Below are 24,799 nucleotides of genomic sequence, written 5' to 3'. Positions count from 1 at the left end.
TTTCAGCTATGGCCTTGAGTATTGCCTCCACCGATATCGTTGTTAGGACCTGCTCGGATACTATATCGACAAGCTTGTCCAGCGTATCGTCGGACAGCATTGCGAGTTTCTCCTTTGCAACCCAGTTCCTCAGATGCTTCCTCTCGAAGCGGTCCTTGACAAGCTTCTCGTACTTCTGCATCATCTGCGGCGAGTAATCGTTGCTCTCGATCGCCTCCTTAGTGACCTGCGCAGCGTACATTCCTGAGACGATCGCGTTCGCAATACCACCGCCTGTTATCGGATCGATGAGTCTTGCAGCGTCACCGACAAGCATGAGACCGGGCATCGTTATGGGCATCTTCACCTTTGATACGGAGACACCGCCAGTGACCAGCTGTATGTCCTGTCCCTTCTTGAGACCTGGATGGTTCTCTATGAACCTGTCAAGGTAGTTCTTAAGCTCGAACCTGTTATGTATCCAGTTTATGGAGGATCCTATGCCCACATTGGCCATGCCCTCTCCCTTTGGAAATACCCATATGTATCCGGCTGGCGCAATGGAACCCAGATAAAAGTCAGTGTAATCCGGATCCACATCCACGTTGATCATCCTGTACTGAAGCGCAGATATTATATCGTTTCTGGCCAGTATGACGCTCTTAAGGCCGGCCCACCTTCCAAATTCGCTCTCGAATCCATCCGCAGCTATGACCATCTTAGCCCTGACTTCGACGATCTCGTTGTTGTGCCTTATCTTTGCTCCAGCAACCTTGCCGTTCTCCTTTATGACGCCCAGCGCAGGGGATTTGACCCATACGTCCGCACCGGCCTTCGCTGCGAGTGCTGCCAGATGCTTGTCAAACTTGTCCCTCTCAAGTACATAACCTACCTCATTCCCAGCCTTTTCACTCTGCAGGATTATCGGCCTCTTCTCCGATGGACCGTAGATCCTTGCACCCTTAACCTCGTTTGCTATGAAGGATCTGTCCGCCTTTATGTCGGCCTCGTTGAGTATCCCCTTTGACAGGCCCTCTCCACATCTCACCGGGGAACCTATCTCCGGCCTCTTCTCAATCATCAGTGTTTTCAGACCGTACTTTGCTGCATATCTGGCGGCTGTGCTTCCTCCTGGGCCGCCTCCGACAACAAGAACATCATAGGTTTCCATGGAACCACTCCGCCGTTATGGCACCGGTTGGGCATCCAACTATGCAGAACCCGCACTCTATGCACTTTTCCTCGTGGATCTTTATCACAGTCTCGTCAAGCCATATCGCATCTGTAGGGCACATTCCCACACAGGCCCCGCAATAGTTGCAGAGGTTTCTGTCAACATCCATCTCTGTCTTAACTTTCAGCTCCACCATCAGGTACACCTAGAATTAAAGTTAAAACGGTTGCCTGTATATTTGATTTTTGTTAAGATACCCGACCAAAAACCACGATGGACTGCCTATGAGGTCATATCATGCCAATGTAATGTAAAAGGGCATTGTGGAAACCATGCATGAGACCAAGGAGAAAAATTGAGAAATAAAGTAGCCATATCAGCTAAACAATGAGTCAAATATATGTACTTCATTCCTTTGACGGGAGCGGTCTTGCGTTTATTTTTTCAAATTCCTTCCTGCTCATTTTATTTATCAGTGTGTCGTATTTTTTGAATATATCATTGTAACTGTCCTTCAGCTTCTTGATCTCGGCATCCCTCTGCAGTATAAGATCCTTCATCTGAGCGATGGTTGACATGGCGTTTGCCAAATCGCCTCTCACCTTATCGTAATCCTCCAGGGTCTTCTTCATGCTCTCATTCTCAGCGTATATCTGCTTTATCCTCTCATCTATACCGCTCTGGATGTCGTCCATCTGCCTCTGCATGTCGGAAAGGGCCTGATCCAGCTGTACCTTTGTGTTTCCAAGGTTTGCCAGTTCCTGTTTTGCCTGTTCAATCTCCTGCATCAGCCTCTCCTTCTGCACTATGAGATCATGTATCTCAGCCTCAACCTTCTTTCTTTCGCCCTCCAGTCCTGTGTCGGAGTAAATGCTGTCGATGATATCCATCACGGGTTTCATCGCCGATCTCACCAGATCAAGTTCAAACGGGCTCTCCTCGTTTGTCATGTCCTGTATGACGAATTCCTTCAGATCGAGAAGTTTCTCATCAGTCGGATTTTTTTCAAGCCTCTCGGTTATCCTGTGATAAAGATACCTGACGAACTTCTGGTTGTAGTCGTTAACCTCAAGATCCTTGAGATAACCATAAAGAGATATCCTGTTAACTTTCTCAGGTTCGAATATCCACTCGGGTATTGAATTGCCTCCGCTTGAGCCATTAAAATATTCAAAGACAATATCGCGATAACTCTTCCCGCTGTCCTTGACCCGGGCATCAAGTTCTGCGGGGATCTTGAACCTCACATCTTTCAGGGGTGATTCTTCTGCCATTGATGACTTTATTCCTTCGGTATAATATATATTTATCGACCACATTATCTCATCCTTCAGATGCAGGAACAGAGCACTATCATCCATAAATGAACCCGCATCTGACGATAGTTCGGCATACTCAGGTAAATGTTTATTTCTCAAAGACAAATAACCGTGGGATGTTGTCTATTGCTGAGGTTTCCACTAAAGCGTATGTAGGATCTAAGGTATCCATAAGGGGCTGGGTATACAGGATAAGGAGCAGTGGCGGAGTGACCTTCGTTGTTGTCAGGGATTCGAGCGGCATAATACAGTGCACCGCCAGAAAGAACGAACTCCCTCAGGATGTTTATGATGAGATCGCGTCACTTGGCATTGAGAGCAGCGTTGAGTTTCACGGCGTTCTGAAGGAGGACAAGAGATCGCCATCAGGTTATGAGATAGCTGTTGACTCCTTCAGGGTCTATCAGAAGAATGACGTGTTCCCCATAACCAAGGACCAGGGCGAGGAGTTCCTGCTTGACAACAGGCATCTTTGGCTGAGGAGCAGGGAATTCACCTCTGTTCTGAAGATAAGATCCACCATATTCAGGGCATTCGCCGATTTCTTCTATGAGAACGGCTACTATCAGGTTCAGACGCCGTTCATGGTTTCAACAGCAGTCGAAGGCGGATCTACGCTTTTCAAGGTCGACTTCTTCGGCGAACCGATCTACCTCAACCAGAGCGCGCAGTTCTACCTAGAGACTATGATATACAGCCTTGAGAAAGTGTTCACCATAGCGCCGAGCTTCAGGGCTGAAAAATCAAGGACAAGAAGGCATCTCACAGAATATTGGCATGCCGAGGCCGAGGTGGCCTGGATCGACAACAACGAGATGATGGATATAGAGGAGAGGATGATATACTACATAATCAGCAGGGTTGTTGAGGAGAATGAAGGCGACCTCAGGATGCTGAACAGAGACCCAGAGATACTTCGTGCAATGAAGCCGCCATATCCGAGGATACGTTATTCTGAGATAATCAGGGTTGCGAACTCAATTGGCCTTCCATTGAAGTATGGAGACGATCTCGGGGCTGATGAGGAGAGGCAGATAACGATGAAGTATGACAGGCCGATATTCGTCACCAACTACCCGAAGGATCTGAAGCCTTTCTACATGCCTGTGGATCCTGAGAATCCAGGTGAGGTGCTGAACCACGACCTTCTCGCACCTGAGGGATACGGAGAGATCATTGGGGGAAGCCAGAGGATATGGAACTATGATGAGATGATCCAGAGGATAAGAGAAGCGAATCTGGACGAGAGCGCCTATTACTGGTACATAGATCTTAGAAAGTACGGAAGCGTACCGCACTCAGGATTCGGACTTGGCCTTGACCGGCTGGCCATGTGGGTGATGCACCTGGACAACATAAGAGAAGCCATCCCCTATCCAAGGACCATAAGAAGAACGAAACCGTGATGCCTCGGAAAATTCACCAGTGATTTTTCATAATAGGCAATGATTCAGATGAACATTGCGGCACTGGCCATCACGGTCAAAAATGATGATAAAAAGTTCACCTGTCCTTTATTTAACTTTCCACGGTTTTCGAAGACTGCCCCAAGGACGCTGTCTATCTGGCATCCAATGAAGCCGGCCACCGTCACCTCCGCTATGCGCACAGCGTTGAACCCGTGGAAGGCAAAGATAGAGTAGAATAATGCTATTATGAAACCACCAAGTACGGCCGCAAGCTCTCCCGTCAGGGATACTCCTCCATTGACCCCCGGCTGAACCCTCCTGAAATTTGTTATCATGTAGACTCTTTGATCGATCACGCCTATCTCCGATGCGAATGTATCTGAATTTATCACAGCAAATGAGATCGCAAATAGTTCAAAGAAATAGTTGTGCATGTGCGGGTATATGCCATATATTACGGTTATGAATATTCCAACAAGTGCAGCATAGGTTACGTTGGATACCTTTCTCTCCCCGTGTTCGCCCTCCTGTACCTTCATCCTGACCTTTCTGCTGAAGAATGCCTTTGTGGCCAGAAAGGATGATGCCACAAATATGAGCATTAGTATTAACCAGTAGATCGAACCAACGAAAGAAACGATCGCTCCAATGAATAGCGCAGCTATGCTGCCCTTTAGATCCAGCACTTTGAGCTTCAGCGAAAGTACGAACAGTATCGCAAGTATGATCAGTGTCAGGAGGATCGTCTCTAAAGTCGTCTTACCAGCCCCTGTCCTGAAGCCTCATGTCCTTCGGTATTGATTCTATCTCAACACCGGGCATACCCTGCAGGCCCTCGCTGGCCTTCTCCACAACGTCATAATCCTTGTAGTTCTCAACGGCCTCAACGATACTCCTGGCCATCTTCTCTGGATTCGGAGATTTGAAGATACCACTGCCCACAAAGACTCCATCAGCGCCAAGCTCCATCATCAGTGCTCCATCTGCTGGAGTTGCGACGCCACCGGCTGCAAAGTTCACAACTGGAAGCCTACCCATCCTGCGTATCTGCCTCAGGATCGTGAGTATTTCTCGTTCAATCCTGCTCCTGCTCATTCCAGCATAGGCAGAATCGTATGATAGTTTGCCCTCTGAACCTGTTAGATCCTTCGAGGCCTCCTCCCTCAGTACAAAGTAAGATGATGATATGTTTGATGCGACGCTGCGCAGTTCCTCGTCGCTCATCCTCCTGAGGACGGCTATCTCCTCGTTCACCTTTCTTATGTGCCTGACAGCTTCTATTATGTTTCCAGTACCGGCCTCTCCCTTTGTCCTTATCATTGCAGCCCCTTCAAATATCCTGCGCACCGCCTCTGGCAGGTTCCTGGCACCCGCCACAACTGGAACGGTCAGGCCCTTCTTGTACAGATGGAAGAATGGATCGGCTGGCGTGAGAACCTCGCTCTCGTCAAGCATGTCTACTCCTATCTTCTCCAGCACGTAAGCCTCAGAAATATGCCCAATCCTGACCTTGGCCATAACAGGAATTGAGACTGCGTCCATTATCTCCTTGATCTTCAGCGGATCGGCCATCCTGGCAACACCACCAGCCGCCCTGATGTCGGCAGGAACACGTTCAAGCGCCATTACGGCCACCGCACCGGCTGCCTCAGCTATCTTTGCCTGTTCCGCGGTCGTCACATCCATTATGACTCCGCCCTTGGTCATGGCGGAGAAACCTCTCTTGATCAGCTCACTGCCGAACCGCAGTTTATTAAGATCCAGCGTCATATGTTGATATTGACATGTTAAATATAAAGATTGATGGAGTGGTTTCTCCATTTTATCGTCAAGGAAGGATCACACCTTCCGATCCGAATGTTGTAATGAAGAAGATACCACCTGATCATTTGTTTTTCATATTCGAAAAATGCCTATTCTAACCATCATTTCTGGATGGCTTTTGGATCCCAGCATGATATCTGGATCAAGGATGGAAGGTGCATTCAAGGGTCATTGAGGACGACTATCCTTCCCTATCTGCATATGTGATCAAACTGTGTAACAAACTATAAAACAACAATGACAATTAAGAGAGGATGGTAGTTTCGCCCATAGAATACAGGTACGGCAGAAAGGAGGTCAAAGGTATATTCGATGATGCAACACGTCTCAGATACATGCTGAGTGTGGAGGCGGCCATAGCGAGAGCGGAATCTGAACTCGGCCTGATACCTGCTGAGGCGTACATAGATATACAGAGGGCTGTTGACTCTGGTTCCGTGTCGCTGGAGGAGGTCAGGACCGTTGAGGATGAGATAAAACATGATGTTATGGCAATGGTTCGAGTGTTATCCAAGTATTCCGGATCTGGATCGAAGTATGTTCATTTCGGCGTTACATCAAATGATATAAATGACACGGCGACGGCTCTCCAGTTACGCGATTTCTCTTCCATATACCGGTCAAACATCGTCTCATTCATGGAAACGCTAATCTGGCTCGCGTCGAGGTACCGTAGCCTCCCGATGATGGGCAGGACCCACGGCCAGCACGCGTCACCCATAACCCTCGGTCTCAAGTTTGCTGTCTACCTTGCCGAGATGATCAGGCATCTCGACCGGTGGGATGAGATGTCAGAAAGGGCGTTTGCTGGTAAGATACTCGGACCAGTCGGTACAGGAGCAGCCCTCGGCAAGGCGGCCCTTGATGTGCAGAAACGTGTTATGGAAATCCTTGGCATATATCCAGAAGATGGATCAACGCAGATCGTGAACAGGGACCGTTACATAGAATACCTCTCGGTGATAAACGGCATTTCCGTTACCCTAGAGAAGATTGCAACCGAGATAAGGAACCTTCAGAGACCAGAGATAGACGAGATATCCGAATATTTCGATTATGAGAAGCAGGTTGGATCGAGCTCAATGCCGAGCAAGGTCAACCCAATAAACTCCGAGAACGTTGCAAGCCTCTCACGTTTCATAAGATCCCTCATCATATCCGAGTACGAGGCCGGCGTTACCTGGCACGAGCGAGACCTCACGAACAGCGCCTCGGAACGCTTCGTTATACCTTACGCCAGCATACTGATAGATTACGCAACGGACAGGCTCAATGGAGTGCTGAAGACCCTCGTTGTCAAGGAAGAGAACATACGTAGGAATCTTGAGAGCGACGACAGCATCTACTCGGAAAGTATCGTAACGCTGCTGACTGAGAAGGGTATGGCCAGGCAGGATGCGCATGAATTTGTAAGAAGATCCGCGATGTACGCAAAGAACAGGCATATAAGCTTCAGGCAGGGTCTGTTGGAGAACGGCATAGAAAGATATCTGAAGGCCGATGAACTGAGCAATGCCATGGATCCTGCCAACTTCATCGGATCTGCACCCCTGATCTGCGATATGATAGTGGAGAAGGCCAGAGATAGGATCGGGATCAAAAATGGAGAGTAAGCTTCCTGAGAACAGGCGCATGATGGAGATCATCCTGGATACTCTTCAGAACGGAGAGCAGTCCATATCTGGTATCGGACGCGTTCTATCTGAAAGCGGGTTCAAGATGCACAGGATCATGCTCTCCGGATATCTGAAGGCTCTGGTTGACGCGGGAATACTAAAGGAGAGGAAGATAAAACCTGTGACCCTTTACTCCGTCCTGAGGCGGCAGGATATGAACATCTACGAACTAACTGGCAACGCAATAAGATCGTCCGGGAACAGGATGGACGGAGACACCGCTTTGAGGCTCCTTTATGCCATTCTTCACAGGCCAATATTTCTGACCGAGATAGAGAGGTGCGGTACAAAGAAACCACAGAACTTCGAGACAATCATATGGGAAAGGAGGAAGGATCTGATCAGAAAACTTTCTGAATCCGGGATAATAATACCGGAAACTGACATGCTTGTAGTCCCAAAGGATGCACCCTCCGACGCAACTCTTGATATGATATCGACCATCGTGGGCCAGATCATCGACCTTAAAAGATACACGGTACCTGAAATTGAAAAGAAGCAGAAAACACTCGATCTCTGAACAGCCACGCTAATACAAGCGAATCTAATCGATACTGTCTATGGTGAAGTAGCCACCTGATCCCTTCCATACCCTGTGGCCGTGAACATTCAACTGCTTCTTTCCAAATCCAAAAACGAAAGTCTCGTATTCTCCACCTTCACCGGTGATGTTTATGCCATACCTGCTCTCAATATGGCGAAGATGATTCAGATAACGAACGTCTATCTCCCTCCCGAGGTCTTCCTCACCAAATCCGTCTGCTGACACGGAGACGATCATGGCCCTTATTCCAGCATCCAGAATCTCCCGGATGACCCTGTGCTGTTCGATCTTCCAGAGCGGGGTATACGAGATCATCGAGGCTTCCGTTGCCATCCTTTCAAGCCTCGTCTTCTGGAACTCGGATGCTATTGCGCCCGATATCATGGCCCTGACGCCATCGCGCGCATAATGGAACACGCGTTCCTGAAACATATCCTCCGAGACAAATTCATGATCCAGATCAAGAAGGCCTGCAACATATCCGGCCATGTCCACGTTTGGGAAGTGGAACATGTACGAATACTCCTGAGGACGGACGATAACGGCCTTCACTATATCAAAACCCTGCTGCATCGCAAGATAAGCCGAGAGAAAGGAGTCCTTACCGCCTGACATCAGGGCAATTGCCTTCATCAGATTATCCTCCCAAGCTTTGGTTCCTCCGAGAAATGCTCGTAACCCCTGCCAGTTACCGGATGCCATGCGTTTCCATCAAACATTATGTTATCGCCGGTCCATGTCTCCCCTATGAAATGCACCTCGATATGCTCGGATTCCATGGCAGCCTGAAAATCCCTATAGTTGTCTTCGTCCACGCTGAATAATATTTCATAATCGCCTCCATAATTCCCGGCTATATCGTATACATCCGATCCGGATATCTCTGAGGCCTTTTTCACGGAGTCGTCGTAAACGATCTCATCACGCACGATGCGAAAACCAACACCGTAATCCTGCTTCATCTGATTCAGAGAAGAGTAGAGGCCATCGGAAAGATCCATCATGAACCTTGCCCCATACTCACTCATCTTTATTGCTTCCCTTATCCTGGGTTCAACGCCAAGGAGCATGGAGATTCCACGCCTCCGGTCATATCCGCTCCTATAAAATATGTACCCACTTGCGGCCCTGCCCAGCCTGTTGGTGTATCCGATCATCTGCCCCTTCGCTATATCTGATCGCTTTCTTGTGAGCCGTTTAGTCTGCCTTCCAATGGCAATTCCCACCAGCGTGAGATCGTCCCCCTCCTTAAGGTCGCCACCTATGAAGTCGACCGAGTACTTCCGAAGGACGGACATCATGCCCTCCTCTATTGACTCAAGATAATCCATCTCAAGGTCCGACGTTATTGAATACGCCGTCATGAAGGACAGCGGTTCACCTGCCATCGCGGCTATATCGCTCAGGTTTATCGAGGCCAGGAACATCCCGGCCAGATGCGGATCCGTGCCTTCCGGTATATGCGTATCTTTCCTTATGGAATCCGTGGTTATCAGTATATAGTGATCGCCCTCGTCCACAAAGGAGCAGTCATCCCTGTATGGAAGGCCTGTTATGGAGGCGAGCCTAGATATTATGGATCTTTCACCGATATTCTTCAATTTCATGTCATGCTGGTCATTACTTGCTTTATTTTACTGTTATCGGACATCGTGTTAATCTATCATCGGGCTGGGAAAAAATTATTCCGCTTCCCATTAAGATATCACCGCGTGCGCGCCGTCGAAGATATGGCCCTGCCTATCTCGGTGTCGATGAAACCCAGAAAATCCTCCATCCTGTTGGCAGGTATGTTTGCACCAGCCGCGAGGTCATGGCCTCCTCCTACGCCGCCAACGTTCATGGCGGCTCTCCTGAAAAGATCCGCCAGATCTATGCCCGTCCTGAGAAAGATCTTGTTGGCCCTGACGCTTACCTTTACCGTACCCGGATCTGAATCTGCCATGGTTATGAGCGGCCGATCGGTATCCGGATCCTTTGCAAGTATCATGTTCGCTATTATGCCGACAATGTTCTCGTTTATATCCTTGCCAGCATAGAAATAGTCTATGTTTCGCAACGACTTGAGCCCTTCAGCCATTATGCGGTTGTATCCGTTAACCAGGTTCCTCCTGTGCGATGCCATGAGGGCCACAGCCTTGCTGTAATATTCGCCCCTATCTCCAGCAGCCACGTTCAGACCGGTCAGACCCTCATCGTACCTTCCGCAGGAATTCAGAAGCGTTGCGAATTCCTTGGCATCGTATGTCGGCGACCTCAAATCCTCTTTGGGGAAAACATACGTTTCCCCGAAAATCGAAGAGAGATCCTCGAAGCCAGCAATAATCATACGTTTCAGGATCTCTGTCCTTATCCTGCGCTTTTCTTCATCGCTAAGGTCGTTGTAGACCCTGAACCGTTCACCATCCTTCAGTGGTATCTCCAGATACTTGAGAAGCCTGGAGGCAGCACCTCTGGAATTTGATATGCCAGGGATCCTGTCCGATCCAAGTTCCAGGAACTTGGAGAGAGGGCGCGTTGCACGGCCAAAAAACCTGATATCGTTCTCCACGGACACCAGACCCAGGTCTGTGCCCATCCTGATGAAGGATCTATTTATACCTTCGAGTATGCCACTGTTTGCATCCTGCACATCGCCTATGGCTCCCACTATGGCAGGAACAACAAGATCCACATTCTCGCTCGACATGGCCATTGAGACCAGGAACGTTGTCCCGGAACCGCTTATCTCATAGGAACCATTGAGGCCAACCATGTGTGGATTTACCTGATGTATCCCATCGAAATCCGAGTGCTGCAGGAACTTCATCAGATCCCTGCGGAACTCTGGATCAATGTCAAACTGATCCGGCAGATGGTGATCCGTTATAAGGCATTCGATACCGGCGTTCCTTATCATTTTCATTGAACCGGATCCAAGATCCACGAACCACTTGAAGCCAGGTGGCAGGTTCTTCAGAACTTCAGGGTCCAGGTTCTTTATGAAAACAACCTCACTCTCTATTCCGGCCCTGTCAAGCGTCTTCTTTGCGATGGCAGAGGAGGAAAGGCCGTCGGCATCTATATGCGAAACTATGACCACCCTCTTCTGATCCGATATTAAATCAGAAGCTTCCCTGGCTATACTGAACAGTTGGCGGTATTTATCGCTGTCCAGATACTTCTCAAATGCGATTTTCATATCTCCGGAACGGCTGAAAGAGCCTGCCTTATCATCCTCTCGAAATCAACCTGAACCATGGCCCTGTCTTCCTCCTCGATCATGTTCCAGAATGAAGAGAGATCAAGCGATTCCATGTAGAGTTCCAGTTCCGTTATGTCCTGGTTCAGGGAGCTCTTCACTATGAGATCAAGGAGCCTGTCGTCGAATACGTCGTTGTGGACGCCCCTCTCCTTGTTCCCGCCCGTTGGATACGATATGACCTCCGGGCCTATCTTGATGCCGTCCATGAGAACCTTTGCCAGAGAATAGAGACGTGGTGGTCTGTAAAGGCCGTTCTTCCAGAGATATTCAACGAGCGTGTTCTTCTGTATGTTCATTGGGTTTATGGATACGTCTGTGGTCAGATCCCTTATCTTTCGTATTGAATCGATTATATCCGTCATTGCAGCCTTTTCTGATATGAATGGTGGCTTGAAGAGCAAATATGTGCGCACCTCCATGCCATATTTCCGGGCTGTGTTCGCTGCATCCACATACTTCCTGAACGTCGATCCCTTGTTTATTGAGTTCTCTATCAAGTAATCGTTGGCAGATTCAAGGCCTATGGCTATTCTGACCGGTATCCCTATCTTCTTCAGCTCCTCCATCCTCTCCGGCCTTATGTACTCAGTCCTGGATTCAACTAGCAGTTTCGATATCTTCGATCCTATGCGATCATAGAAATATAACCTGACCTGATCCGGTATCTCCATGGGATCCAAAAAGCTTCCGGACGTGAATACCTTCACCACCTCGGAATTGAGGGTAGCGGCCACATGATCTATCTGATGGTAAAGGTTCTCTTCTGTTACATCCTGCGTATCGTTGAAGTATCCGCACATGCTGCAGGACGAAAATTTATACCATGAGCAGCCCCTGGTTCTGAATATCACGACTGTAGTCTTCTCCGGGAATCCGCGCAGCCTGTCGAGTTCATTCCACATCGATACCGGTCTGTCCGGATCGCCTTTCCCTTTTGTATCAGGCATAAGCGACCGCACGAACAGGGCCAGGTCCTTGTTAACCATACTTGAGCTTATTCCATTCAGATTAAAACACTTTTGATCAAGATCCTGCGAACCGGCGATATATATGCAATGAATCTGGCCCATTATATATCATGCTCTTCAGACACATACCAAGCATGATCACATAGAAAAGTTTTATTTCACTCAGGGATTATGTAAAAATGCTCTCCAAAAGGATGCAATACATCAATGAGTCAGCTACTGTATCAGCATCAAACAACGTGGAAAAGCTGAAGAAGCAGGGCCTGAAGATATACAATTTTGGCATAGGTGAACCGGACTTCACAACACCGGAAGATATCATAGACTATGCTTTTGAAATGGCAAAACAGGGGAAGACTCATTACACGCCTTCAGCCGGCATCATGGAGCTCCGTGAGAAGATCGCGGTGAAGCTGAAGGCTAGGAATGGTATCAGTGCCAATGCGGAAAATGTACTTGTGACCCCAACAAAGTTTGGCATCAACCTCGCGATGATGGTCATCCTGAATCCGGGCGACGAAGTACTCATACCTGATCCGTACTATGTCTCATATCCGGACATCGTTAAACTGGCGGGTGGCAAGCCAGTTCCAGTAAAAACAACTGAGGATTACGACATAGATCTGGACGAGATGAGGAAGTATGTGACCCCAAGAACTAGAGCATTGATACTCAATAATCCAAATAACCCCACAGGAAAGGTTCTATCGGAGAAGGAGGTCAGGGATCTTGCCGATTTCGCGATTGAGAATGATCTCTATATAGTATCAGATGAGATATACGAGGATCTGATCTACGATGGGCGCCTCTATTCGCCGGCTTCGCTGGGGCCGGAGGCATTCAGCCATACGATAACACTCAACGGCTTCTCCAAGGGCTACGCAATGACTGGATGGCGAATCGGCTACTTCGTGGCAACGGAGGAGATAGTGGAGGCCGCCAACATCATACAGCAGCAGACAATAACTTGTACCTCCTCCATTTCACAGTATGCAGCCCTGAGGGCCCTCGACGATACTGAGAGCCCATCCAAGATGAGATCGGAATTCCAGAAGCGCAGGGATCTCACCTATAAGATCCTGTCAGAGAGCGAGGATCTTAAGATACACAAGCCGGAAGGGGCATTCTATGTATTCCCAGGATACAGCAAGGACATAAGCTCTGAAAAGCTTTCCGAGATGTTGCTGAACAAAGAACAGGTTGTGGTCACCCCTGGAAGCGCATTCGGTGAACGTGGCAGGCATCATTTCAGGATCTCGTTTGCGACCTCTGAAGATGTTATCATAGATGGGTTGGAGAGGCTTGTGAAGTTCATGCGCGATCTTTGATTACCCAAGGTAATTATTTATAACAAAATTATTAATATTAATGCAACAATCGCCCGGTGTGAAGGTTACAGCATCAGCTCCGTGTTCTTCTGCGAACCTTGGATCCGGGTTTGATAACCTGGCCATAGCGCTTGACGCATTTCACGATAGGATCACCGTGGTCGATCATGACGGTTTCAGCATCATCGGGGATGGTGTTCCCAGCGATCCAGAAAGAAACACCGCTGGACTTGCCGCGCTTAAGCTTATCGATGATTTCGATCTCAGCAGGGATCTGGAGATAAGGATAGAGAAGGGTGTACCAAAGGGACTGGGCCTCGGGAGTAGCGGAGCCAGCGCTGCAGCCGCAGTGAAAGCTCTCGATGAGTATTTTGATCTTGGCCTGAGCCAGGACGAAATGATCAGCTATGCGATGATCGGAGAGATAGCCTCTTCTGGAAGCCCACATCCGGACAACGTATCCGCTTCTATCTCTGGAGGTCTTGTACTCGTCACGCGTGATGGTGGACTCCGAGCATCTAAAATCAATATCTCTGGAGATTATAGGTTTCTCATAGCCATCCCTGACGTCATAACGGAGAACAAGACCAGGGCCGCCAGGCAGATGCTCCCACCATCCATTTCACTTGAAAGCTATTCCAGATCGATAGGAAGGGTCGCCTCGCTGATTGCAGGATTCATGTCGGGAAACAGAGATCTCATAAGGGCCGGCATGAACGATGATGTTGTGGAGCCATCCAGAATATCGCTCTTCCCCTATTATCATAAGATGAAACGCATGGCCCTCGCAAACGAGGCCGTGGGCGTGGCAGTGAGTGGTGCTGGCCCATCCATACTGATGGTCTGTGACGATATGACTGAGGTTAGCCCCATAATCGAAGGAACGCATGCAATCTTCGCCGAATACGGTATTTCTGGAAGGATAATAGAGGCCAAGGTATCTGGTGGTGCTTATGTCGAAGGATCTCCAGTTTCCGATTAAAGACAATTTCGACAGGAATGCGTTTTCCGTCAACTTTCCAATATACGCGACAACGGCTTACAGGTCGCCTGAGGGCGATCATTTCAGGTATTCCAGAGAGCTGAATCCAACCGTGGAAGAGCTTTCCAGGCAGATCAGCCAGCTCGAGGGATCGCAGTCATCCACATGCTTTTCTTCAGGTATGGGTGCCATATCCACTGCGTTCCTGTCCCTGCTCAAACCCGGGGATCATCTGGTCATGCCCATGGACGTGTTCGGAAGGACATACCTGTTTGCCAGGGACTTTCTTTCAAAATTTGGGGTGAGGGTCACCATAACGGATCCTGGGACGGAACGGGTGATGGAGGCGATTAAAAACGGGACAAGGATGATCTTTGTGGAGAGTCTCTCCAACCCTGTGCTGCGCGTGTATGATATCAGGACACTAGCAGAATCGGCTAAGGATAATGGATCCGTTTTGGTCGTTGATGATACCATTATAACGCCGATAGGCCAGAGATCGATCGATAACGGGGCAGATATCGTTGTAAACAGCCTCTCAAAGTTCATCGGTGGGCATAATGCGGCTATCGGTGGATCCGCCTCTGGCCCATCAAAGATCATCGAAGAGGTGGACTCCAACAGGAGGAGCCTCGGAGCATCCATGGATCCCTTCCCAGCCTTTCTCTTTCTTCAGGGTATGAAAACACTGAAACTTCGCATCGACCGTTCGTCGTCGTCGGCAAGGGCGATTGCTGAGCACCTGGCCGCCACGGAACATGTAGATAGAGTTTTTTATCCAGGGCTGACGGATAGCGAGTACCACGATGTTGCAAAGAGGACCATGAATAATTATGGTTCCGTAGTTTCATTCATTCTTGATGCAGACATCGATCCATTAAGATTCATGTCGTCACTTGAAACCATTATCCCTGCAAACACCATGGGTGGCGTTGAAACACTCATATCAAACCCATATACCATGTCGCACAGGAATCTCGGCGAACAGGATAAAGCCAGAATAGGCGTGGTTCCTAGATTGATGCGCCTGTCCGTAGGAATAGAGGATACATCAACAATCATCGAAGATCTGGAAAAATCCATCAAAAAAGCAAAGAAACACTAGAATTACATTATCTCAAGCGCCTATCTTCTGGATTATCTTTCCTATTTTCCCGTCTCTGTCCACGTTCTTCAGAGCTTCCGCAAGATTCTTGCTATCCCTGGATCTTTCGCTGTCTGGAAGATCTGCCTGCGCCTTCAGCCTGGATCTTATTATCTTTTCTGCTGTATCCTCTGGCAAGCTTCTCACGAGATTCAAATTCGTTTCGCACAGCCTGATATATTCCTCATCGTTGGCTATCCTGTTGACCTCTTCGATGAGGCCCTTCATCGCCGTTGATATAGCCTCAACATCCTTATCCAGTAGACCCTTGAATATACTCAACATGGCATCAGACTGATCCTGCTTTTTCATCCTCAGTATTTTAGCAATATCGGGTTCCATGTATGTATATCACTTCATCGAAGATAAATTTTGCATTTTCATGATTTAAAATCATAAATGTGATTAAGTTAACTTCGATCTGCATAAATCGTGATATTGTATCCATCGCCGGATCATCAGCATCTTCCCCTTTTAAGACGGATGAACAAGAACTTATTGATCTATGGAAACGGATCCGTGTTGGCATATTGAGGCAAATTCATTGACCTTATGAGAATAGTGTTGAATCCCGGCTTCCGGATTCGAACCAGAGACCTGCGGATTACGGCGAATTCACCGTTGAACCCTCTACAGTCCGCCGCTCTACCAACTGAGCTAAGCCGGGATAGGCAGTATCCCTGATTTCATCTCATAATTTAATATTTTCGTGGCTGAACCTGTTCCCGATGTTCATATCTTTTTGAGTACCTCGATTATCTCGTTCTCGTATTTCCTTGCGACATCGGTCGGCAGATCCGTGAAAGCCTCTATCTGTGGCGATATGAGCTGCAGAGATACTGTGGTCTTATCTCCAGTCTGGTGGAGAACAAGCTTGCATGGAATGAACATACTGGTCTCGTACGACTCATTTATGAATTCGTTTGCGGCTACAGGTTTGCATACATTCAGAATATATAGCGGATCTATCTTTTTGTTCATGGTGCGGGCGAGGATCTCAGCAACATCGACGTAAGACAGCATGACATATCCAGCATCCTTAAGAACTTTGAATATCCTTCCATAGACCTCTTCTAGACTGCCATTTACATCCATATCGAATTTGTACATGCATGTTAATCATCGCATATAATAAAGAAATAACGTGATCGATATCTGCTACGTTATCATCGATGCTGATATTTGTCTCCATATTGGATCATGCAACATTTAAAAGATGAACAGCGATACTTATCCATGCAGAATAGATGGGCCCAGACAAAGTTTGACAGTGATATTGACGAAGTTGTATATGCATCAAGGCTAATCGGTAATGAACCAGATCTCGTGCTCCATGGCGGAGGAAATACCTCCGTTAAGACAACGGAAAAGGATCATACCGGTAAGACCATAAGTGTGCTCCGCGTTAAGAACAGCGGTTCCAACCTCGGTACGATAGACAGCAGGGGTTTTACTGGGATAAGAATGGATGACGCACTGGCTGCAGTGAACGTCGATGAGATGACGGACGAGGCGATGGTGGATTACCTTAAGAGAAGCATGGTGAATCCTTCAGAACCGTCGCCTTCAGTTGAAACATTCCTTCACGCCTTTCTGCCATACAAATTTGTGATGCACTCGCATGCCGATGCCATACTCTCAATCACCAACACCGATCTGCCTGCAGACAAGATCGGGGAGATACTGGGAAACGTGGTGGTGCTGCCGTACATACCGCCGGGCTTCACGCTTGCAAAGCAGGTCATGAAGAGTTTCAGGAAGGGCATCGACGGTATAGTCCTGAGGAAACATGGCCTTCTGACCTTCGGTGATACCGGAAAGGAGGCCTATGACAGACACATAGACATAGTGAACCGAGCGGAGAAGTTCATAAAGGAAAGGGCGAGCCTAGAGTTCTTCAGGAATGAGATCCCCGCGCTCCGGTACGAAGAGATCGCGGGATATGTTCCGATTATAAGGGGATCGGTGTCAAGGAAGAGAAAAAAGATCCTGTACATCGATGCATCAGATGAGGCCAGCAGGATAGCAAGAACGGAGAAGACAAGGGAGATGTGTTCGTACGGGCCAGCTACCCCGGATATGCTCATAAGGACGAAATACGAATTTCTGTATCTGGATGATCTTTCAAAGGCCGGCGAATACATAGAAGGATATGCATCAAAATATGCCGAGGAATACAGGAAGTACGTTAAGGGCTTCGATATGCACGATCCGTATCCTGCAGTCATCGTGGTTAGAGGTTTTGGAATCATCACTGCGGGCACAAGCTACAGGGAGGCGAAGATCATCGATGATCTTGCAATACACAGCTTCAGGGTAAACGCCAACGCCGCCCAGATATCAAAGCATGAGTTCATATCAAAGGAGGAGGCCTATGCGATGGAATACTGGCCACTTGAAGAGGCAAAGCTGAAGAAGACAACGCATAGGTTCCTGCTGGGGTCCATAGGTCTCGTTACAGGTGCTGCTAGCGGCATCGGTCTTGAAGCCATGAAGAAGCTCGCGGAGAACGAATGCACTGTTGTTGGATGCGATGTCGATCCCTCGATAAAGGACCGCTGCAGAGAGGTCGAGGATCAGTACGGGGTGAGAGCAATACCTTTCATCGTGGATCTCTCATCTGAATCGCAGATAATGGACATGTTCAGAGGGATAGTAAATGAGGTGGGAGGCATAGACATAGTTTTCAACAATGCAGGTATATTGAAAAGTTCCAAGATCGTTGAAACGAGCGTGGAGGATCTTGACAAGCATTACACCATAATCGGTAGGGCCTCATTCATAACCTCCCGCGAAGCCATGAAGATAATGATATCACAGGGCATAGGAGGAAACATAGTATTCAATATATCAAAGAATCTCACGCATCCCGGACCGGAGATGGTATCGTATGGTTCTGCTAAGGCATTCGCCGCGCAGGTCTGCCACTATGTTGCAAAGGAAGGTGGCAGGTATGGCATACGGGCCAACATCATAAACCCGGACAAGATATTCAGGGGATCAAAGATATGGGAGAATGGCGTTCTAGAGGCCAGGGCGAAGGCTAAGGGCCAGACAGTAGAGGAGTACGTGACAGGGAACCTTCTCAGGAGGGAGGTTCTTCCATCCCATGTGGCAAATATGCTGCTGGCCATGGTTAACGAGGACATATTCGGGGCAACCACGGATGCCATGGTGCCGGTCGATGGTGGCATACTTTAATATTTCATTATATTAATTAAAACAAATTTGAAAGATTGATCTTTACGCCAGGCCCATATTACGAAGGACGCGATATGCCGTAGCAATATCTTCAAGACCTATACCCATAGACTTGAAGACCGTTCTATCAAGATCGGAGAACTCACCGTATCTGCCAGCTATCTCTCTCAGCTCCAGCGGTTTACCGCCGAACCTAACATATTCCGATATCTCCGCACTCTCCACCATGGACTGGTCATAATGTTCTGTCACAACAAGATCGGCATCATGCAGGACCTCGTACTCCGCCTCTCGCCTGTTCATATAATTCGATCCAGCTAGGTTTATATGATAATGGCTTCCCAGGTACTTCCTGAGTATGATCGGTGATACGCTGTTCGTTATGGATGAAATGGTATCAGCACCAGATATGGCTGCCTCTGCATTGTCAACTGGCCTTACATCCACTCCAAATTTTTTTGCCATCCTTGAGGCGAAGTCCTTTGCATGTTCGTGGTTCCGCGAATAGACTCTGATGCTGCGTGGATGCGATACGACAAGCATGCCCTCAAGCTGCGTCTCGGCCTGAAAACCAGATCCGATCAGCGTGAAATTTTCCACCGAAGGGTGAAGTATACTTGTTGCATAAGCGGTCACGGCTCCGGTCCTCATTTGCCCGAGCCTGTTTGCCTCAACGATAGCTATCAGGTCGTTGCTTCTGGAATCGAACAAAGTGACAACGAAACGGGCTCCGTTCTTGGATGCGGAATAGGTCTTGTGCCCCATTATATGATACTTCTCCATGGATGCAGGCATGGTGTTCAGGACGGATCCCTCGGAGAATGTTCTGACCCTAGTATTTGAAGAAGCCCTACCGCTCCTGTATTCTTCAAAGGCTTCCCGGATCACGTCGATCGTTTCCTTCATTGTAAGGTTTGAACGGACCTCATCCTCATTTATATAATACATACTATCATAATGCATTTGGACGATTAATCAGTTGCGTTTCTCAATTTTGCAAATTTTTATTTATTGATAATGGATATGGCATATATGACTGATCAGCTACCGGAAGTCAGAAAATCACATCCTTACGTGATGTATGATATGATGAAGGATATACCAAACGGAATAGAACGAACAATATCATCAATGCAAAAGGTTGATCTCTCCTTCATAGGCGATGATCTCCTGTTCCTGGGAAATGGCACCGCATATCATTCAGCGTACGTCGGAAGCCAGATACTGGATCGGGTTTCAAAGCGACATTCCGTTGTGCAGGCTTATGAGTATTTAAATTACATGAGATCAAGTGCAACAACGATAGCCATATCGCATACGGGTAAGACCAAGAGTACGGTTGATGCAGCGCTGAAGGCCAGAAAGACCTCAAAGACAGCTGGAATTACGCATTATGCGGATTCTCCCCTCTCCAATTCCGTCGATTATCCAATCATAATAGATGACGAGGACAAGTCACTCTGCAACACCAAGGCTTTCTTCAACAATGCATTCGCTTCGCTCTACATTGCGGATTATTACGGAGGATTGGCCTATGACATGAACGATCTGAAGGCCGAGATCTCGAAGCATGTCGGTATTGACGATCATGAGATGAGATCGGCAGCTGAGGAACTTGACCATATCGACGATATCTTTGTCCTTGGATCTGGATACAACTTCCCTGTGGCCAGGGAAGCCGCACAGAAGATAAGAGAGGCGACGCACATGCACGCCGAGGGCATAGAATTCGAGGAGTTCAATCACGGCTGCACAGCTGTCATGGACGATAGAACACTTGTCATACTCATAGAGGGCCAGAAGGATCGGGCAAGGGGCGATCAGATCTCCAGGGCTTCGCGTTACGTCGGTTCGAAGACGCTGGCCATCAATGGGGAGGGGGATATAAGTGTGTATAACGACCCACCGGATGACTTCACCGCTGCATTCCTCAACACGCTTGACCTGTACTATCTGGCCTATTATCTGGCGGTAAGAAGAAACATCAATCCCGATATGCTCAGGTTTGAGGATAAGCGTTACAGAGACTACGATAACGTTGTCTTCCCTCCAGGGGAGCACTGAATACCTTTTTTCGTTTTTCGACGCAGGTACAAGACATTTATATATCAATTGATGATGTAAGGTTATCCTTACGGTGTTAGAATGAACTTTGAAATAGCGAAGCCCGTGAACATACACAGGATCATGTCCAGGATCGGGCCTGCCTGGATAGTCATGATGGCCGACGTGGATGTCGCCAGCGTGATAACCGGGCTTCAGTCCGGGGCTGCATTTGGATACAGAATGATATTCATAATGATCATACTCATCCCACCGCTATTCATCGTCCAGAATGCCGCAGGTTATCTCGGCATATTCTCCGGAATGGGGATGGGTGAGGCCGTGAGGACAAGGTATGGGAGGAAGCTTGCCATGATCGCTTCGGTACCCATGGCTTCAACCGACGTTCTCTCATATATTGCAGAATACAGCGGCATGGCCATAGGCCTGTCCATGATCGGTATACCGCCATTGATATCGATACCGGTTATATTCGCCATACACAACGCGATAATAATGGTCGGCAGATACCACAGGATAGAGCGTGTGCTGCTACTGATATCTCTTGTTCTTGTTGTATCGATAATATCGAGCGCTGTCATGATGAAGCCTTCGCTCCTCAGCATAATACGCATTGGCCTGAATCCGATCCAGCCTTACACAAACAGGCAGTATGAAACACTCCTCATCGCGAACATAGGTGCTGTCATAATGCCCTTCATGATATTCTACCAAGCAGGCGCAAGCGTCCAGAAGCACATGGGAAAGGAGGACATAAGGATAAGCAGGAATGAGACGGCCATAGGTTCCGCTGTTAGCGAATTCCTTATGGTCATGACGGTCATAGCCGGAGCGTTCATAGGTGGATATGCGACTGACCCTGCACTCCTGGATAGGGCGCTGAAACCATTCGGCAGCCTCGCACCTTACATCATGGCTACAGGATTCTTCACCGCGGGTTTCCTTGCCCTCATCGTTATATCACTCGCCTCAACATGGGGCATAGCTGAAGCTCTGGGATGGAAATTCCACAGACACGGGAGGTATCTCTTAAAGAATGAGGATCTAGACAGCGATGAGCGTGAATCGCTAAAGCATAACATGATGTCTGACAGAAAGAAGTTCCTGATGCTGTACATGACCGAGAGCATACCTGCGGCGGTCATAGCCATCGTAGCCTCATCCTACCTGCTTTCCCTTGTAATCGATCTCATGATAGTGTTCGTGATAGTGCTCGCACCGGTCGGATTGCTCCTTGGACTTCTTGTCTCTGACAGCAGAGTAATGAAAGGCAATCCGATGAAGAGGTGGTACATGGTCGTATACTGGGTGACGCTGGCAATAATTGAATCCGCTGGAGTCTACAGCCTCATAACATCCATCTGAATCCTGGTTCAGGCTTCTGACATTTTCTTGACCTCTTTCAGCAGGTCAATGAAATCGCTTCTCTTCAACTTTCCAGTGTTGACATTCCTCGGGCTTGGATGATAGGAGCACACGATCCTTACACCACCGATCTCGTAGACAGCACCGTGGATGAATCTGTACCTTGATCTTGGCTCACTCGGATCTGCCATAAGGCGAACTACCGCCTGAAGAGCTATCTGCCCGAGTACCAGTATAACCTTGAGGTTCTTCATGAATCCTATCTCGGAACGCAGATACACCGAGCAGTTAGCTATCTCCTCCGGCTGAGGTTTATTGTCAGGTGGAACGCATTTTACCGCTGCGGTTATGTAAGCATCGCGGTATAAAAGGCCATCATCCCTCCTCTCAGACGTGGGCTGGTTGGTTATTCCCGCCTCATACAAACACGAGACCAGAAAATCCGAGCTCTTATCACCGGTGAATACCCGGCCAGTCCTATTTCCACCGGATGCGGCGGGCGCAAGGCCGACTATGAGCAGACGCCCGTTGATATCGCCATATCCAGGAACCGGCCTTGCCCAGTAGGTTTCGCCTCTGAAGCGCTTGTCCCTTCCAACGACCGATCTCCTGAACTCTACAAGCCTTGGACACCTCTCGCATGCGATCAGGTCCTCGTTCATCTCATGGATGTCTGCCCAGAGATCCTCGCCCTGCATGAAACATCACTGTATGTCGAACCAGCCGCCTCTGCTTCCGTACTTTACCTTTGGATCGCCAAGGTAACCGTTGATAACCATCTGCTTTAACGATACGGGTGGAATAAACTGTGGATCTCCTGTCTCATCCCTTAAATACTCCGATATGTGATACACCGTATCGATGCCAATTATGTTCATGAGCTCGAACGGGCCCATGGGGAAGCCGAATGCCAGCTTTGCCATTGTATCTATATCGGTCTTTGATGCAACGTTGGCCTCATATGATCTTATTGCCGCAAGGAGCCAGCCCTCTATGAATCTTGTTGTGAAGAACCCTGGGACGTCGGCAACAACAACAGGAGTCTTGCCGATCTTCTTTGAAAAATCTACGACTGTGTTCAGAACTTCCTCTGACGTCATCTTCGCCCTCACCACCTCTATTAGCTTCATGATCCCGGCGGGGTTAAACCAGTGCATTCCAACCGCTCTCTCCTTTCTCTCTATATCCTGGGCGATCTCTGCTATGGTTATGCCAGATGTGTTGGATGCTATTATGGTGTTTTCGCCAACATGCTTTTCTATTTCGACAAATACCTTTCTCTTCAGATCCAGGTTTTCAGGGACGGCTTCAACCACAATATCTGAATCCGAAAGTGAATCGTAGCTTGTGGATGTCCTTATTCTCTCCATTATCTTGTCCACCTCGTCCTGGGTCATTGTGCCCTTCCTCACGAGATTCATGAGCCCATAGCGTCCTTCTCTTATGCTGCGCACAGCGTTTGCCAGTATATCTTCCCGTATGTCTATTATAGTCACAGGGAAACCGGATCTGGCAAAAACCTGGGCTATGCCCTGGCCCATAACACCACTGCCCACAACAGCCGTTTTCCTGATATCCATAATCTTTCAGTGTTAACGTTCATAAAAATTTATGGTAATGCAAAGAAGCGCCAGAATATAAGGGACGGATCTAGCCTTCCATCGGATTTCTGATAATGCCGACTTAATGAACTCTCAAACTTTCCGTCATATGATGCCACTAAGATCATGGAGACAGAGCCTTAAAATGCAAAAAAAATTGTAGATAAGGATAATGCCTATTCTTCTTCGCGCATCTTCACGATTTTCTTGATATCCTGCACTTCATTTTCTGGTACCTCCTTATAGGTCAGCCACCAGGCGTATCCCTTGAATTCCTTGAGTCTCGCCGGTGCATCCTTGACGTTCTTCGGAGGCGAATTCAGCATCTTATCGCCGATAAGCTCGTTGTATGGCCAGTTGGCCGGCATGGCGCCCTTGTACTTATCGGACATCTGCAGGGCCTTTATTGCTCTCAGAAGCTCATCCACATTCCTGCCTATCTCGAGCGGATAGTACATTATCAGCCTGACTGTGGAATTCGGATCAACTATGAACACCGCACGTACCGTTGATGTTGAAGATTCAGCCTGAAGCATACCTAGCCTGGTTGCCACTCGTCCCATGGCGTCGCCTATTATGGGAAACGGCACCTCTATCTTCAGATTGTCCCTGATCCAGTTGACCCACTCTATGTGGCTTATGGTGCTGTCTACGGACAGGCCTATGAGATCCGTATTTAGTTTCTGAAAGTCTTCGTATCTTCTGGCGAAGGAGTAGAATTCAGTAGTGCATACTGGCGTGAAATCGCCTGGATGGCTGAATAGCATGAACCATCTACCCTTGAATTGATCTGGAAGCTTCATGCTCCCATGCGTTGTCTCGACCGTCATTTCCGGGAACTTTTCCCCTATGAGAGGAAATCTGCTTTCATCTGGCATGTTTTCACCTGAAAAAAATAACCCATGTGCGTATATATTACTTACTAAATCGAGACGTATTGAAAAAACGCTGAATCATGGATTGAATATTATCCGCAG

24 protein-coding genes and 1 tRNA gene are annotated in these 24,799 nt (G+C 48.2%); 9 read left to right on the top strand and 16 right to left on the bottom strand.

The window, feature by feature from the left end:
- The 3 genes from F6Q11_RS00125 to F6Q11_RS00115 form a co-directional block, all read right to left on the bottom strand.
- The coding region (locus F6Q11_RS00125) for an NAD(P)/FAD-dependent oxidoreductase (RefSeq protein ID WP_297025648.1) at positions 1-1,150 on the bottom strand (1,150 nt) is incomplete at its 3' end.
- Entirely contained in the window at positions 1,137-1,349 is a 213-nt protein-coding gene (locus tag F6Q11_RS00120; protein ID WP_010900942.1) for a 4Fe-4S binding protein, read from the bottom strand. The genes F6Q11_RS00125 and F6Q11_RS00120, both read right to left, overlap by 14 nt.
- Positions 1,350-1,560: 211 nt before the next feature.
- On the bottom strand, positions 1,561-2,514 hold the full coding sequence (locus F6Q11_RS00115; protein WP_297025643.1) for a hypothetical protein: 954 nt from the start codon (positions 2,512-2,514) through the stop codon (positions 1,561-1,563).
- Between the two features lie 74 nt (positions 2,515-2,588).
- Between F6Q11_RS00115 and asnS the strand changes: the two genes are divergently transcribed.
- On the top strand, positions 2,589-3,878 hold the full coding sequence (asnS, locus tag F6Q11_RS00110) for an asparagine--tRNA ligase (RefSeq protein ID WP_297025641.1): 1,290 nt from the start codon (positions 2,589-2,591) through the stop codon (positions 3,876-3,878).
- A 44-nt stretch (positions 3,879-3,922) separates the two neighbouring features.
- Here the strand turns inward: asnS and F6Q11_RS00105 are convergent, their stop codons facing one another.
- Both F6Q11_RS00105 and pdxS read right to left on the bottom strand, forming a co-directional pair.
- Positions 3,923-4,594, bottom strand: a complete 672-nt coding sequence (locus F6Q11_RS00105) for a TIGR00297 family protein (protein WP_297025827.1) — start codon at positions 4,592-4,594, stop codon at positions 3,923-3,925.
- 46 nt (positions 4,595-4,640) lie between these two features.
- Positions 4,641-5,630: a pyridoxal 5'-phosphate synthase lyase subunit PdxS gene (pdxS, locus tag F6Q11_RS00100; protein WP_367119311.1), complete on the bottom strand. Its 990-nt coding sequence runs from the start codon at positions 5,628-5,630 to the stop codon at positions 4,641-4,643.
- A 329-nt stretch (positions 5,631-5,959) separates the two neighbouring features.
- On the opposite strand from pdxS, the gene purB reads away from it, so the two are divergent.
- Together purB and F6Q11_RS00090 are read left to right on the top strand one after the other, a co-directional pair.
- Positions 5,960-7,318: an adenylosuccinate lyase gene (purB, locus tag F6Q11_RS00095; RefSeq protein WP_297025638.1), complete on the top strand. Its 1,359-nt coding sequence runs from the start codon at positions 5,960-5,962 to the stop codon at positions 7,316-7,318.
- Entirely contained in the window at positions 7,308-7,901 is a 594-nt protein-coding gene (locus F6Q11_RS00090) for a hypothetical protein (RefSeq protein ID WP_297025637.1), read from the top strand. Before purB ends, F6Q11_RS00090 begins: the two co-directional genes overlap by 11 nt.
- Before the next feature lie 24 nt (positions 7,902-7,925).
- On the opposite strand, the gene F6Q11_RS00085 is transcribed toward F6Q11_RS00090, so the two are convergent.
- The 4 genes from F6Q11_RS00085 to F6Q11_RS00070 form a co-directional block, all read right to left on the bottom strand.
- Positions 7,926-8,558, bottom strand: coding sequence for a diphthine--ammonia ligase (locus F6Q11_RS00085; protein WP_297025636.1), 633 nt, complete (start codon positions 8,556-8,558; stop codon positions 7,926-7,928).
- Positions 8,558-9,532: a thiamine-phosphate kinase gene (locus F6Q11_RS00080; protein ID WP_297025635.1), complete on the bottom strand. Its 975-nt coding sequence runs from the start codon at positions 9,530-9,532 to the stop codon at positions 8,558-8,560. Before F6Q11_RS00080 ends, F6Q11_RS00085 begins: the two co-directional genes overlap by 1 nt.
- Before the next feature lie 98 nt (positions 9,533-9,630).
- Entirely contained in the window at positions 9,631-11,106 is a 1,476-nt protein-coding gene (locus tag F6Q11_RS00075; RefSeq protein WP_297025634.1) for a DHH family phosphoesterase, read from the bottom strand.
- Positions 11,103-12,155 carry an archaeosine biosynthesis radical SAM protein RaSEA gene (locus F6Q11_RS00070; RefSeq protein ID WP_297025633.1) on the bottom strand — a complete coding sequence of 351 codons (1,053 nt, stop codon included), beginning with the start codon at positions 12,153-12,155 and terminating at the stop codon, positions 11,103-11,105. Before F6Q11_RS00070 ends, F6Q11_RS00075 begins: the two co-directional genes overlap by 4 nt.
- Before the next feature lie 161 nt (positions 12,156-12,316).
- Between F6Q11_RS00070 and F6Q11_RS00065 the strand changes: the two genes are divergently transcribed.
- The 3 genes from F6Q11_RS00065 to F6Q11_RS00055 are packed head-to-tail and all read left to right on the top strand — an operon-like array spanning position 12,317 to position 15,552.
- Entirely contained in the window at positions 12,317-13,465 is a 1,149-nt protein-coding gene (locus tag F6Q11_RS00065) for a pyridoxal phosphate-dependent aminotransferase (protein ID WP_297025632.1), read from the top strand.
- A 58-nt stretch (positions 13,466-13,523) separates the two neighbouring features.
- Positions 13,524-14,447, top strand: a complete 924-nt coding sequence (locus F6Q11_RS00060) for a homoserine kinase (protein WP_297025631.1) — start codon at positions 13,524-13,526, stop codon at positions 14,445-14,447.
- Positions 14,419-15,552: an aminotransferase class I/II-fold pyridoxal phosphate-dependent enzyme gene (locus F6Q11_RS00055; RefSeq protein ID WP_297025629.1), complete on the top strand. Its 1,134-nt coding sequence runs from the start codon at positions 14,419-14,421 to the stop codon at positions 15,550-15,552. Before F6Q11_RS00060 ends, F6Q11_RS00055 begins: the two co-directional genes overlap by 29 nt.
- Before the next feature lie 12 nt (positions 15,553-15,564).
- Here F6Q11_RS00055 and F6Q11_RS00050 read toward each other — a convergent pair whose 3' ends face one another.
- From F6Q11_RS00050 to F6Q11_RS00040, 3 genes are all read right to left on the bottom strand, one after another.
- Positions 15,565-15,933, bottom strand: coding sequence for a hypothetical protein (locus F6Q11_RS00050; RefSeq protein ID WP_297025627.1), 369 nt, complete (start codon positions 15,931-15,933; stop codon positions 15,565-15,567).
- Positions 15,934-16,160: 227 nt separating this feature from the next.
- A tRNA-Tyr gene (locus F6Q11_RS00045) sits at positions 16,161-16,258 on the bottom strand.
- 65 nt (positions 16,259-16,323) lie between these two features.
- Positions 16,324-16,701 carry a DUF302 domain-containing protein gene (locus F6Q11_RS00040; RefSeq protein ID WP_297025625.1) on the bottom strand — a complete coding sequence of 126 codons (378 nt, stop codon included), beginning with the start codon at positions 16,699-16,701 and terminating at the stop codon, positions 16,324-16,326.
- A 126-nt stretch (positions 16,702-16,827) separates the two neighbouring features.
- Between F6Q11_RS00040 and F6Q11_RS00035 the strand changes: the two genes are divergently transcribed.
- Positions 16,828-18,792, top strand: a complete 1,965-nt coding sequence (locus F6Q11_RS00035) for a bifunctional aldolase/short-chain dehydrogenase (RefSeq protein WP_297025623.1) — start codon at positions 16,828-16,830, stop codon at positions 18,790-18,792.
- A gap of 42 nt (positions 18,793-18,834) precedes the next feature.
- On the opposite strand, the gene F6Q11_RS00030 is transcribed toward F6Q11_RS00035, so the two are convergent.
- Entirely contained in the window at positions 18,835-19,740 is a 906-nt protein-coding gene (locus F6Q11_RS00030; protein WP_297025621.1) for an ornithine cyclodeaminase, read from the bottom strand.
- An 84-nt stretch (positions 19,741-19,824) separates the two neighbouring features.
- On the opposite strand from F6Q11_RS00030, the gene F6Q11_RS00025 reads away from it, so the two are divergent.
- Both F6Q11_RS00025 and F6Q11_RS00020 read left to right on the top strand, forming a co-directional pair.
- Complete coding sequence (locus F6Q11_RS00025; protein WP_297025619.1) at positions 19,825-20,856, top strand: SIS domain-containing protein; 1,032 nt, start codon at positions 19,825-19,827, stop codon at positions 20,854-20,856.
- An 81-nt stretch (positions 20,857-20,937) separates the two neighbouring features.
- Entirely contained in the window at positions 20,938-22,221 is a 1,284-nt protein-coding gene (locus F6Q11_RS00020) for an NRAMP family divalent metal transporter (protein WP_297025617.1), read from the top strand.
- Between the two features lie 8 nt (positions 22,222-22,229).
- Here the strand turns inward: F6Q11_RS00020 and F6Q11_RS00015 are convergent, their stop codons facing one another.
- The 3 genes from F6Q11_RS00015 to F6Q11_RS00005 all read right to left on the bottom strand — a co-directional run bounded on the left by F6Q11_RS00015 (position 22,230) and on the right by F6Q11_RS00005 (position 24,700).
- Positions 22,230-22,919: a uracil-DNA glycosylase gene (locus F6Q11_RS00015; RefSeq protein ID WP_297025615.1), complete on the bottom strand. Its 690-nt coding sequence runs from the start codon at positions 22,917-22,919 to the stop codon at positions 22,230-22,232.
- Between the two features lie 6 nt (positions 22,920-22,925).
- Complete coding sequence (locus tag F6Q11_RS00010; protein ID WP_297025613.1) at positions 22,926-23,801, bottom strand: 3-hydroxyacyl-CoA dehydrogenase NAD-binding domain-containing protein; 876 nt, start codon at positions 23,799-23,801, stop codon at positions 22,926-22,928.
- Positions 23,802-23,998: 197 nt separating this feature from the next.
- Positions 23,999-24,700: a peroxiredoxin gene (locus F6Q11_RS00005; protein WP_297025611.1), complete on the bottom strand. Its 702-nt coding sequence runs from the start codon at positions 24,698-24,700 to the stop codon at positions 23,999-24,001.
- Positions 24,701-24,799: the final 99 nt, after the last annotated feature.

Origin of the sequence: Thermoplasma sp. (assembly GCF_008709555.1) — an archaeon.
Lineage (GTDB): Archaea > Thermoplasmatota > Thermoplasmata > Thermoplasmatales > Thermoplasmataceae > Thermoplasma.
This window is presented reverse-complemented; position numbering and strand designations above follow the sequence as displayed.